Origin of the sequence: Oceanisphaera arctica (genome assembly GCF_002936955.1) — a bacterium.
Classification (GTDB): Bacteria; Pseudomonadota; Gammaproteobacteria; order Enterobacterales; family Aeromonadaceae; genus Oceanimonas; species Oceanimonas arctica.
The window spans coordinates 1-11,102 of the sequence record NZ_MPZM01000064.1; the positions used below are offsets into that span (position 1 = coordinate 1).

8 protein-coding genes and 1 riboswitch are annotated in these 11,102 nt (G+C 58.9%); of the genes, 2 read left to right on the top strand and 6 right to left on the bottom strand.

Annotation, left to right across the window (positions count from 1 at the left end; all coding sequences use genetic code 11):
• Positions 1-131 precede the first annotated feature (131 nt).
• The 4 genes from UN63_RS15755 to polA form a co-directional block, all read right to left on the bottom strand.
• Positions 132-563 carry a Na+/H+ antiporter subunit B gene (locus UN63_RS15755; RefSeq protein ID WP_104488370.1) on the bottom strand — a complete coding sequence of 144 codons (432 nt, stop codon included), beginning with the start codon at positions 561-563 and terminating at the stop codon, positions 132-134.
• Complete coding sequence (locus UN63_RS15760) at positions 560-2,860, bottom strand: putative monovalent cation/H+ antiporter subunit A (protein ID WP_104488373.1); 2,301 nt, start codon at positions 2,858-2,860, stop codon at positions 560-562. The genes UN63_RS15755 and UN63_RS15760 overlap by 4 nt, the downstream gene beginning before the upstream one ends.
• A 234-nt stretch (positions 2,861-3,094) precedes the next feature.
• Positions 3,095-3,919: a bifunctional hydroxymethylpyrimidine kinase/phosphomethylpyrimidine kinase gene (thiD, locus tag UN63_RS15765; protein ID WP_104488375.1), complete on the bottom strand. Its 825-nt coding sequence runs from the start codon at positions 3,917-3,919 to the stop codon at positions 3,095-3,097.
• Positions 3,920-3,971: 52 nt separating this feature from the next.
• Positions 3,972-4,072: riboswitch (TPP riboswitch) on the bottom strand.
• Between the two features lie 571 nt (positions 4,073-4,643).
• Positions 4,644-7,382 (bottom strand): DNA polymerase I, encoded by a 2,739-nt coding sequence (polA, locus tag UN63_RS15770; protein WP_104488377.1) that lies wholly within the window; start codon positions 7,380-7,382, stop codon positions 4,644-4,646.
• A gap of 323 nt (positions 7,383-7,705) precedes the next feature.
• On the opposite strand from polA, the gene elbB reads away from it, so the two are divergent.
• Together elbB and UN63_RS15780 are read left to right on the top strand one after the other, a co-directional pair.
• Positions 7,706-8,353: an isoprenoid biosynthesis glyoxalase ElbB gene (gene elbB, locus UN63_RS15775; protein ID WP_104488379.1), complete on the top strand. Its 648-nt coding sequence runs from the start codon at positions 7,706-7,708 to the stop codon at positions 8,351-8,353.
• 261 nt (positions 8,354-8,614) lie between these two features.
• The gene (locus tag UN63_RS15780) at positions 8,615-9,226 is read left to right on the top strand and encodes a hypothetical protein (protein WP_104488382.1); all 612 of its coding nucleotides are present in this window, start codon (positions 8,615-8,617) and stop codon (positions 9,224-9,226) included.
• On the opposite strand, the gene UN63_RS15785 is transcribed toward UN63_RS15780, so the two are convergent.
• On the bottom strand, positions 9,223-9,891 hold the full coding sequence (locus tag UN63_RS15785; RefSeq protein ID WP_104488385.1) for a 7-cyano-7-deazaguanine/7-aminomethyl-7-deazaguanine transporter: 669 nt from the start codon (positions 9,889-9,891) through the stop codon (positions 9,223-9,225). The two genes, UN63_RS15780 and UN63_RS15785, sit on opposite strands and share 4 nt — an antisense overlap.
• Positions 9,892-10,015: 124 nt before the next feature.
• A complete protein-coding gene (locus UN63_RS15790; protein ID WP_104488388.1) occupies positions 10,016-10,915 on the bottom strand; it encodes an EamA family transporter in 900 nt (299 codons plus the stop codon).
• Between the last annotated feature and the right edge of the window lie 187 nt (positions 10,916-11,102).

Sequence of the window (11,102 nt, forward strand, 5' to 3'; positions counted from 1 at the left end):
AGGATCAGCAGGTTGGCGGCGTTGGACAGAATCATGAGCCCGATCACCAGTTTGACGATGCTGCGTCTCAACATCATGAACAGCGCCGTGGCGTAGAGACCGCCAATCACGAAAGCAAACAGGTTTTCCATTTATTCCTCCACCTTGTCCAGTGACAGCAATATGGTCGACACCACGCCGATCACCACCAGGTAAACACCGATATCGAACAGCAAGGGAGTACTCACCGCCAGCTCGCCGATGCCCGGCACATAGAGGGTGCCCCACTGGCTGGTGAGAAAGGGCTGGCCCCGGAATACCACGCCTACCATGCCGCTCAGCAGCGCCAGCAAGAGCCCTACGCCCATCAGCAGCTGGCTTTCCACCTTCAGCAGCTTTTTGGTGCTGCTGGCATCGAAAGCAAACAGGTGCAGGGCAAAGGCGCTCGACGCCACCAGGCCGGCGATAAAGCCGCCCCCGGGCTCGTTATGGCCGCGCAACAGCAGGAAGACGGAAAACAGCAGCAACAGCGGCACCAGCAAACGGGTGGCGGTCTGCAGAATGATGGAATTATCGGATCTCATTTCTGGGTCTCCCAGCGGAAGCGGATCATGGCATTGACGCCGATCGCCGCCAGCGCCAGCACGAAGATCTCACCCAGCGTATCCAGCGCCCGGAAGTCGACCAGGATGACGTTGACGATGTTGCGCCCGTGCGCCGCCACGTAGCTGTTTTCCACCAGATAGGCGGTAATACCCTCACCCGGCAGAGAAGACTGGTTCACGGTGAGCACCATCATGGTGACCAGAACGCCGAAGGCCCCGGCCACGGCCGCATCGCGCCAACGCACCAGCGGGCTGGACAGGTCCTGAAACCCGGGCAGACGAAACAGCACCAGCACCAGCATGATCACGGTCAGGGTTTCGACCAGCACCTGGGTAATGGCCAGATCCGGGGCGCTGAAGAACACATAGATCATCGCCATGGCAAACCCCAGCACCCCGATGGCGGCGACCGAGCCCAGCCGCAGATGGGTGGCGCCGGCATACACCACCGCCACCATCATCAGCACCGCGATCACCATCTCGTAGAAACGCACTCCCTCAAACGACAGGGAGTAGACAAAGGCGTCTTCAGACCAGAAGGCATAGGCCAGAAGCGCTATGGTGGTCAGCAGTATGGTCAGAATATAGCGGGTCATGTAGCCGTTCTGCAGCACCCGGGTCTGCCACCGGGCCAGCGCCACCAGACCGTCCATCATCCGCTCATAACCCCGTTCGGGGCCATAGGCCAGGGGCCTGAGGGCGGCGGCCAGGGGGGCACGTATCTGCTCCCAGTAGTGGTACAGGAGCCCGCCACAGACCAGCGCCAGCGCACTGAGCAGCAGGGGCAGGTTGAAGCCGTGCCACAGCGCCAGTTCCGGCTCGGCCGCCGGTGCGCCGCCGATGGCGGTTACCGCCGCCTGCAGCAGGGGCGTGACCAGGCCGGGCATCAATCCCAGTAGCAGGCCGACGATAGCCAGTACGGTAAAGCCCAGTCGCATCGACAGCGGTGCTTCGTGGGGCGTTTTCGGCGTGGGTTTCAGTGTCCCGTAAAAGGGTTTGATCGCCACCAGGGCCGCCGCCGCCACTATGCCGATGGCGGTGATCACCGACAATCCGATCAACAGGCCCGACAACCAGGGCGCGCCCAGCGCCGATTCGAACATCAGTTCCTTGGCGATAAAACCGAACAGGGGCGGAATACCGGCCAGCGACAGCGCCGCCAGGGTGATGAACAGCGCCGTCTGCGGCATGTATTTGCGCAGGCCACCCAGCTCGCGCACATCCTTGGTACCGGTGGCGTGATCCAGGGTACCTGCCGCCATGAAGAGCGCGCCCTTGTAGAGGGCATGGGCCAGCAGAAACACCATGGCCGCCTCCAGCGCATGGGGGGTGCCGATGCCAATCAGCATGGTCAGGGTGCCCAGGGCCATGATGGTGGAAAAGGCGAGAATACGCTTGAGATCGGTGCTGCACGCCGCCATCAGGGCGCCGACCGTCATGGTTACGCCGCCAAACAGCGACAGGGTCAGCATCCAGGCTTCGCTGCCGGCCATCATCGGCTGCAGCCGGGCCATCAGATAAACCCCCGCCTTGACCATGGTGGCCGAGTGCAGATAGGCGCTGACCGGGGTCGGCGCCGCCATGGCGTTGGGCAGCCAGAAGTGAAACGGCGTCTGGGCCGACTTGGTGAAGGCACCCAGTAGCACCAGCACCATCATCGCCAGAAACAGCGGTTGCTGCTGTATGTCCGTGCCCTGAGCCAGCAGCTCGTTCAGCTCGAAACTGCCTCCAATGTTCCCCAGCAGGATCAACCCGGCCATCAGCGCCAGGCCGCCGCCGGCGGTGATAAAGAGTCCCTGCAGCGCCGCCTTGCGGGCTTTTTCCTGCTCGTGATTGAAGCCGATCAGCAGATAAGAGGTAAAGCTGGTCAGCTCCCAGAATATAAACAGGGAAATCAGGTTGCTGGACAGCACCAGCCCCAGCATGGCTCCCATGAACGCCAGCAGATACATCAGCAACTTGTGAATATCTTTATGGCCCTGCAGATAACGGCCCGCATAGATAAAGATGAAGGTGCCGATGCCGGTGATCAACAACGCAAACATCAGGCTGAGGCCATCAACCATGAAATTGAAGTTGATACCCAGACTGGGGATCCATTCATGACTGAGCAGCAGCACCTGATCTTTGGTAATCGCGGGCCAGAACGTCAGAAAGTAGCCAAACAAGGCGGCGGGCAACAGGGCCAGGCACCAGCCGATTTTCGTCCCCAGAACAGACGACAGGCGGGGCACCAGCGCCGCTAACACAAAACCCGAAATAACAGCAAAAAGCATAGGCAAACGGCCTCATTTCCATGCCTGTTCAGGCAACAGAATTAGCGAAAAAATAGAGGGAGAACGGCACAGGACGCAGGCTATATTAAGGAAGCATTTCGATTGATTTTCAAGCAGTTAATCGAATATTTTTTAAGTTATTATGGCGGCCGATACTACAAGCCACCCCGACAAAACGCAAGCAGAGCCCGGTAATGGCGGCTCTGCTTGCGATGGTGATCGCTATTTAGGCATTCAGCGATCGAAGAAGTGTTCCACCGGGCCTCGCCCCTGACCGATACGCAGGCCACTGCCGGCCAGAATGGCTCTGTCGATATAATGCTTGGCGCTGGACACGGCCAGATCCATCGACAGTCCCTGGCCGAGATAACAGGCCAGCGCCGCCGACAGAGTACAGCCGGTGCCGTGGGTATTGGCGGTGATCACCCTGGGGGTATCGAAGCAGCGTACCTCGCCGCCCCTCAGTAGCCAGTCGGGGCTGCGTGACTCCTGCTGCAGAAAACCGCCCTTGAGCAGCACGGCGGCACAGTCCAGGCCGGCCAGCCCCTCGAACAGAGACTCGACCTCTGCCAGGGTTGCGGGCAGGGGGCTGCCGATCAACGCCGCCGCTTCCGGCAGGTTGGGCGTGATCACATCGGCCAGCGGCAGCAGTTCCTGCCGAAGGCTGTTCACCGCCTCTTCGGCCAGCAGCATGTCACCATTGGCGGTGACCATCACCGGATCCACCACCAGATGGGCCGGGCGATAACGACGCAGCACCTCGGCCACGGTGCGAATGGTGGCGCTGTCGCCGAGCATGCCAACCTTGACCGCCGTGACCTGCAGGTCACTGAACACCGCCTCCAGCTGGGCCCGGATCATATCCTGGGGCACCGGATGAACGGCGCTGACGCCACGGGTGTTCTGGGCAGTCAGGGCGGTGATCACCGAGCAGGCATAGCCGCCGGTAGCGGAAATGGCCTTGATGTCGGCCTGAATACCGGCACCGCCACCGCTATCGGATCCGGCAATGGTGAGTACTATCGGCTTGTGACTTGAATGTGTGTGATGTGAGGGCATGTGACTGGGCATATCCTTATGGTCCTCCGGGCGAAGGAACCACCGGCAAACTGCTGTTTACCCGTTAGTTTCCTACGCCAGCATTAACTGGATCAGGTACGGCGGGTCCGGCATTGATACCGTCTCAGCTTTACAGCTCCCCGACTAACAGCCTTCGATGATAACGACCGCGCCTCGCAAATACCAGTGAACCCAGCGGTAAGCCTGTTTCTGAGTCACAAACCCAGAGCAGGAGAACAGCTTGGTTTTGAGCTCAAGTAGCACATAGGCCAAAGGGCCCGCTCCGCCGACTCGCTATGAATACATCCATGTACGCTCTCCGTTTCGTCCCTGAAACGGAAGGTCGGCTGAGCAGATCCCTTTGTCCTCCTTGAAGCTCCGGCGTTGCCTGTTTGTGATGCCAACAGCCAACTCGGGCGTCAAAAAGAGGCTGCAGGGATTGCTTCAGCCGACCGTCAAATGCCAGGGTCGAAAAATGCTCCTGCCATTTCGACATTCCCGCCATCCATAGCGGTCAGATGGCATTTGCTGAGCGTCAAGGGGGCGAGCTTGTCTCGCCCTGACGAACTGTTTCAGCCTGATCGAACATCCTGTGAATGTTCGCAGTAGGCTGAAACGGTGAGTGTCATTTACCTGAAGCGGGTCGAAAGAAGCAACCCTGTTGCCTCTTTATTCAGCAAGCTGATTGGTAACCAAGAGACCGGCTTATAGCTATCAGCTGTAGTTAATGCGCCTGATCCCAGTTGTCGCCTTCGCCGACTTCCACCAGCAGCGGTACATCCAGGCTGGCGGCCTGCTCCATCAGCTCGCGGATCTGCTCCTTGAAGGCTTCGACCTTGTCTTCGCGGATTTCGAACACCAGCTCATCGTGCACCTGCATCAACATTCGCACTTCATCGTCGGCCTGCTGCTCCAGCCAGCCGGCGACCTTGATCATCGCCTTCTTGATGATGTCGGCGGCGGTACCCTGCATGGGCGCGTTGATGGCGGCCCGTTCGGCCCCCTTGCGGCGGGCACCGTTCTTGGCGTTGATTTCCGGTAGGTACAGTCGGCGACCGAACAGGGTGGAGACATAACCCTTATCGGCGGCCAGGGTGCGGGTGTCTTCCATGTAACGCAGCACGCCCGGATAACGCTCGAAATAGATATCCATGTAGGCCTGGGACTCAGCACGGGAAATGCCGAGCTGGCGCGACAGCCCGAAGGCGCTCATGCCGTAGATAAGGCCGAAGTTGATGGCCTTGGCCCGGCGGCGCTGCTCTGTGGTCACCAGATCCAGCGCCACCCCGAACACCTCGGCGGCGGTGGCCTTGTGAATATCCAGCCCCTGACCGAAGGCGTCCAGCAGGCCCTTGTCCCGGGACAGATGCGCCATGATGCGCAGCTCAATCTGGGAGTAATCCGCCGCCACCAGCTTGTAACCGGGCGCCGCCACGAAGGCCTGGCGAATACGCCGCCCTTCCGCGGTACGGATAGGAATGTTCTGCAGGTTGGGATCCGACGACGACAAGCGGCCGGTGGCGGTATTGGCCTGATGATAAGAGGTGTGAATGCGGCCGCTGTGCTCGTTCACCATCTGGGGCAACTTGTCGGTATAGGTGGACTTGAGCTTGCTCAGGCCCCGGTATTCCATCAGCAGCTTGGGCAGCGGGTAGTCCAGCGCCAGCTCCTGCAAGACTTCTTCGGCAGTGGACGGCGCGCCCTTGGGGGTTTTCTTCAAGACCGGCAGTTCGAGTTTGTTGAACAGAATTTCGCCCAGCTGCTTGGGAGAACCGAGGTTGAAGGGTTCTCCGGCCAGTTCGAAGGCTTCCAGCTCCAGCTCTTTCAGTCGCTTGGCAATCTCGTCGCTCTGAATGGCCAGCAGGCCGCTGTCGATGCCCACCCCTGTGTATTCCATCTGCGCCAGAATAGGCACCAGCGGCATCTCGATATCAGTAAACACCTGCAGTAACTCGGGCTCGGCGGCAAGCATCGCGGCCAGATGGTGATGCAGCCGCAGGGTAATATCGGCGTCTTCCGCCGCATAGGGGCCGGCCTGATCCAGCGGTATCTGGTTGAAGGTCAGCTGTTTGGCGCCTTTGCCGGCAATGGACTCGAACGACATGGTGTTGTGGTTGAGGAAAAACGCCGCCATGCTGTCCATGTCGTGCCGGGTCTGCACCGAATTGAGCACATACGACTCCAGCATGGTGTCCAGGCCGATGCCCTTCAGCTCGATGCCGTGATTTTTCAGCACATTGGCGTCGTACTTCAGGTTCTGGCCCAACTTGACGAGCTGCTCGTCTTCCAGCAGCGGCTTGAGCGCGCCCAGCACAATGGCTTCGCTCAGCTGCTCGGGCGCATCCAGATAATCGTGGCCGAAAGGTACATAGGCGGCCTGGCCCGGCTCGACGGCAAAAGACACGCCCACCACCCGGGCATCCCGGTAATTGAGGCTGGTGGTCTCGGTGTCGAAGGCGAAATAAGGCGCTCTGGCCAACCGTTCCACCCAGCCGTTCAGCTGTTCTTCGGTGAGAATGGTCTGATAGTCGGTGGCCATGGCCGGCGCCTGCTCTTTTACCGGCTCATCGCTCTGGCCGGGCTCCAGCTCTTCCAGCAGATTGCGGAATTCGTATTCCCGGTAAAGGGCCTTCAGGGCCTCTTTATCCGGCTCGCTTTGCTGCAGTTCCGCCGGTCCCCATTCCAGCGCTACGTCGGTCTTGATGGTCGCCAGCACCCGTGACAGCCTGACCATCTCTTCATGCTCGACAAACTTGGCGGCGAAGCTCTTGGATCCACGAAAGCCCAGAGCCGCGACCTTGTCGGTATTGGCGGCGATGTCGTCGATGGATCCCAGCCCCTGCAACAGCGCCAGGGCAGTTTTTTCACCCACCCCGGGCATGCCGGGAATGTTGTCTACCTTGTCGCCGACCAGCGCCAGCAGATCGATGATCAGCTCCGGCGGCACACCAAATTTCTCGACCACGCCGTCCCGATCCATGAAGCTGTTCTTCATGGTGTCCATCAGCAACACATGATCCGACACCAGCTGGGCCATGTCCTTGTCGCCGGTGCTGATCACCACATCCAACTGCTGCTCGGTGGCCTGGCGCGCCAGGGTACCGATAACATCGTCTGCCTCTACCCCATCCTCGATCAGCAACGGCAACCCCATGGCCCTGATGATGGCATGGATCGGGGCTATCTGACTGCGCAGATCGTCCGGCATCGAAGGTCGCTGCGCCTTGTATTCCGGGTAGATGTCATCGCGGAAGGTCTTGCCCTTGGCATCGAACACCACCGTCACCCGGGAGTCGGGAAACTGCTTGTGCAGGCTGCGCAGCATGTTGGTGACCACCCGAACAGCGCCGGAGGGGCGACCGTCGCTGGTGCGCAGATCTGCCTGCTGGGAAGCGAAATAGGCACGGTACAGATAGGAAGATCCATCGACCAGGATCAGGGGTTTGGCAGGAATGGCAACCATGACGTTTTTCTCGTTAATGCGTTGGCCGCTAGCATGCCACAGCCGGGCCTTCGACACCACGGCGGCCCCAAACCAGCCTGTGGATAACTCTGTGCAAAGCGGATCGAGACAAGATCTTGATAAAATAATAGAACTCTTATTTATCAACATCTTATAATTTAAATATGGATCTTGCTTGCGGATCTTAAAATGTGGAAAATCTACAGTAACGAAGTTCTGCGCAATTGTTGAGCGAAATAAATGCTAGCATAGTTCTGACAGATCACCCGGCGCTGGATCACGGATTATTAATGTCAAACTTAACGCCAAACAAGGAGACTGACATGAAAAAAGTTGCCGTTATTTTAAGCGGCTGCGGCGTCTATGACGGAGCAGAAATTCACGAGGCCGTGTTGTGTCTGCTGCACCTGGCCAGGCAAGGAGCCAGTTATCAGTGTTTTGCCCCCGACAAGCCCCAGCATCATGTGGTCAATCATCTCAGTGGCGAAGAAGAGCCCGGCAGCCGTAATGTGCTGGAAGAAGCCGCCCGCATCGCCCGCGGCGACATCAAACCCCTCACCGAACTAAAGGTCGACGACTTCGATGCCCTGCTGCTGCCCGGCGGCTTTGGCGCCGCCAAGAACCTGTGCGACTTCGCCGCGCATGGCGCAGATGCACAGGTGGATCCCCAGGTGCTGAGCGTCTGTAAAGACTTCGCGGCCGCACGCAAGCCCGCCGGCTATTGCTGCATCTCGCCGATACTGATGCCGCGCGTCTATCCCGCCGGGGTCAAGGGCACCATAGGCACCGAAGCCGCCGTGGCCGAGGCCTTCACCGCCATGGGTGGTGAACACATAGGTTGTGCTGTGACCGATGTGGTGGAAGACAGCCATTATCAGGTGATCTCCACCCCGGCCTATATGCTGGCCAAGAACATCACCGAGGCCGATACCGGCATCGGCAAACTGGTGAAGCGACTACTGGAAATGTAATAAGCTAAAAAAAGGCCGGCATAAGCCGGCCTAAAACTCTGGAAGCAATGTGAGCAATGTCGTGCCTTCGCAAGCTGTCTTCACCTACCGCTGGAAAGAGTGGAAGTCATGTCCCGAAAGCAATGTAACGATAATCGTTATCATTTGTAATTGCAAACATATTTCTTCACTTACTGCCGCTTTTCCCTGGGTCCGCCCCTGACTCCCCCCGATGGCAACTTGACTACAATGGATGGATGAAAGACAGCCGGAGGGAAGCAGATGAACAAACGATGTTTATGGGTGGGGTTATGGGCGGGGCTCTTGTTGCCCTGTGCACTGTTCGCCGACGAGACCGAGACCCGTACCGAAACCAATGCCGAAATCAGGCAGGCCATCACCGAGGGTAACCGGGCCTATAAGGCCGGCGAGCTGTCGCAGGCAGCGGCGCAATTCGACTATGTTTCCACCCTTATTCGCCAGCTGCAGGCCGGAGAACTCGGCACCCTGTTTCCGGAGCCACTCACCGGCTGGCAGGCCGAAAAAGTGGATACCCAAGCCGGTTCGGCAGCCTTTTTCGGGGGCGGTATCAACGCCTCTCGCCGCTATCGCAAAGACAATGCCAGCCTGGAGCTCAGCATCACCAAAGACTCTCCCCTGCTGCAGACCATGGCCGTGCTCTTTACCAACCCCAGCATGGCAGCCATGGGCGGCTACAAAGTAAAGCGCATCAAGGGGCAAACCGCCATGATGAAAGAAGAGAGTAACAGCCGGGAGCTGCAGATGCTTATTGCCAACCGAATCCTGATCCAGCTGCGCGGCCGAGGCGTGACGGAAGAGGACCTCAACGCCTATGCCGAGGCCCTCGATATCGAGGCACTGACCCGGCTTTAATAGCCGGTGCGGGCCTCGACGCGGGTGTGGGCTTCACCGACAAACTTGCTGCTCAGGTATTTGAGCAAGAGGCCGTAGGCGGGCACGAACAACACCAGGCTGAACAACAGCTTGACGCCGTAATCCACCCAGGCGATTTCGACCCAGTGCTGGGCCATGAAGGGATCCGGAGACCGATAAAAAGCCAGGCTGAAAAACACCAGGGTATCGACCAGATTACCAAAAATGGTGGAACAGGTTGGCGCCACCCACCAGGTTTTTATCTGCCGCAGCCGGTTGAATACCGACACATCCATGATCTGGCCCAGCACATAGGCCATGAAGCTCGCCAGGGCGATGCGGGCCACGAACAGGTTGAACTCGGACAGAGAAGCCAGCCCCTGATATTGCGCCTCGAAAAACAGCACCGACAACACATAAGAGGTCGCCAATGCCGGCAGCATCACCAGAAAGATGATGCGCCGCGCCATGTCGGCACCGAAGATGCGCACCGTCAGATCCGTGGCCAGATAGATGAAGGGAAAGCTGAGCGCGCCCCAGGTGGTATGAAAGCCGAACAGGGTAAAAGGCAGCTGCACCAGGTAGTTACTGGCGGCAATGATGGCGACATGGAACAGCGACAGCCGGATCAGGGCCGTACGATATTGGGTAGGAGAAATAACCATTTTTTACCTTTTTGATTAATGGGGTTAGGGAACCCATCCCGGAAACGGGGCTCAGTATAGCCAGCCGCTCGACATTGAAAAGTGCTTTCTTTTTAACCACCACCGGAATGTGTGAGGCGCCATCTTACCCTTTTACCGAGCTTTTGTCTTTACCTGAAACTAGTTTCCAGAGGCGCACGCCAAACACATTCAGCCCCAGCCCCAGCATCACCAGCAAGGCTCCGGCCCACTGGGCCGAGGTGAGGTGTTCATCCAGCAGCCACACCGCCGAGCTCAGGCCCACCACCGGCACCAGCAGAGAAAACGGCGCCACCATGCCGGTGGGATAACGCTGCAGCAAACGGCTCCAGAGCCCGTAGCCCAGCAAGGTGGCCACAAAGGCCAGATATGCCAGCGCCAGCAGGGTATGACTGCCGATATGACGCAGGGCCTCCATGATCTGCTGCGGCCCTTCCAGCCAGAGCGACAGACCGAGAAACGGCAGCGGCGGCACCAGGTTGCCCCAGACGATAAGACCGACAAGATCGACCCGGCCTATTTTCTTGGTGACGATATTGCCCAGCGCCCACATGGCCGATGCCGCCAGGGTCAACCCCAGCCCCAGAATGGTCATGGTGCCGTCGCCACCCCGACCGATCACCGCCAGTCCGGCCGCCGCCACCAGCAAGCCTGCCAGATTGACCGGCTTGACCCTTTCTCCCAGCAGTACGGCGGCAAACAGCAGGCTGAAGAAGGCCTGCGATTGTAGCACCAATGAGGCCAGCCCTGCCGGCATGCCATTGGCCATGGCGTAGAACAGAAAGGCAAACTGGCCCAGCGAAATAGTGCCGCCGTAGGCTACCAACCAGCGCCAGGGCACCTGCGGCCGCCTGATCAGCAAGACGGCGGGAAAGGCCACCAAGGTAAAGCGCAGAGCCCCCAGCAGCATGGGCGGCACCCCGTCCAGCCCGACCAGGATCACCACGAAGTTCATGCCCCAGACGCAAATCACCACCAGTGCCAGTAACAAATCCTTGGGTGCCATGCCGGGAGGTTCCTTTGATTATAAAGACAAGGTTAGATGGTCATACCAATATGATGTTTCACGATGATAGAGGCAACAGGGCCGCCTCCTCCGACACGCCATGAACCCATATATGGACACCTCATTTCCTGCAAGTGAGGTTTTCGTTATTTTCGGTTATCAGGTTAAGGCTGCATCCGTATATCCC

Coding starts and splice junctions, on each gene's coding strand:
- UN63_RS15785 (WP_104488385.1), bottom strand. CDS start 9,891: ATGGTTATTTCTCCTACCCAATATCGTACGGCCCTGATCCGGCTGTCG.
- UN63_RS15780 (WP_104488382.1), top strand. CDS start 8,615: ATGAACAAACGATGTTTATGGGTGGGGTTATGGGCGGGGCTCTTGTTG.
- elbB (WP_104488379.1), top strand. CDS start 7,706: ATGAAAAAAGTTGCCGTTATTTTAAGCGGCTGCGGCGTCTATGACGGA.
- UN63_RS15755 (WP_104488370.1), bottom strand. CDS start 563: ATGAGATCCGATAATTCCATCATTCTGCAGACCGCCACCCGTTTGCTG.
- polA (WP_104488377.1), bottom strand. CDS start 7,382: ATGGTTGCCATTCCTGCCAAACCCCTGATCCTGGTCGATGGATCTTCC.
- thiD (WP_104488375.1), bottom strand. CDS start 3,919: ATGCCCTCACATCACACACATTCAAGTCACAAGCCGATAGTACTCACC.
- UN63_RS15760 (WP_104488373.1), bottom strand. CDS start 2,860: ATGCTTTTTGCTGTTATTTCGGGTTTTGTGTTAGCGGCGCTGGTGCCC.
- UN63_RS15790 (WP_104488388.1), bottom strand. CDS start 10,915: ATGGCACCCAAGGATTTGTTACTGGCACTGGTGGTGATTTGCGTCTGG.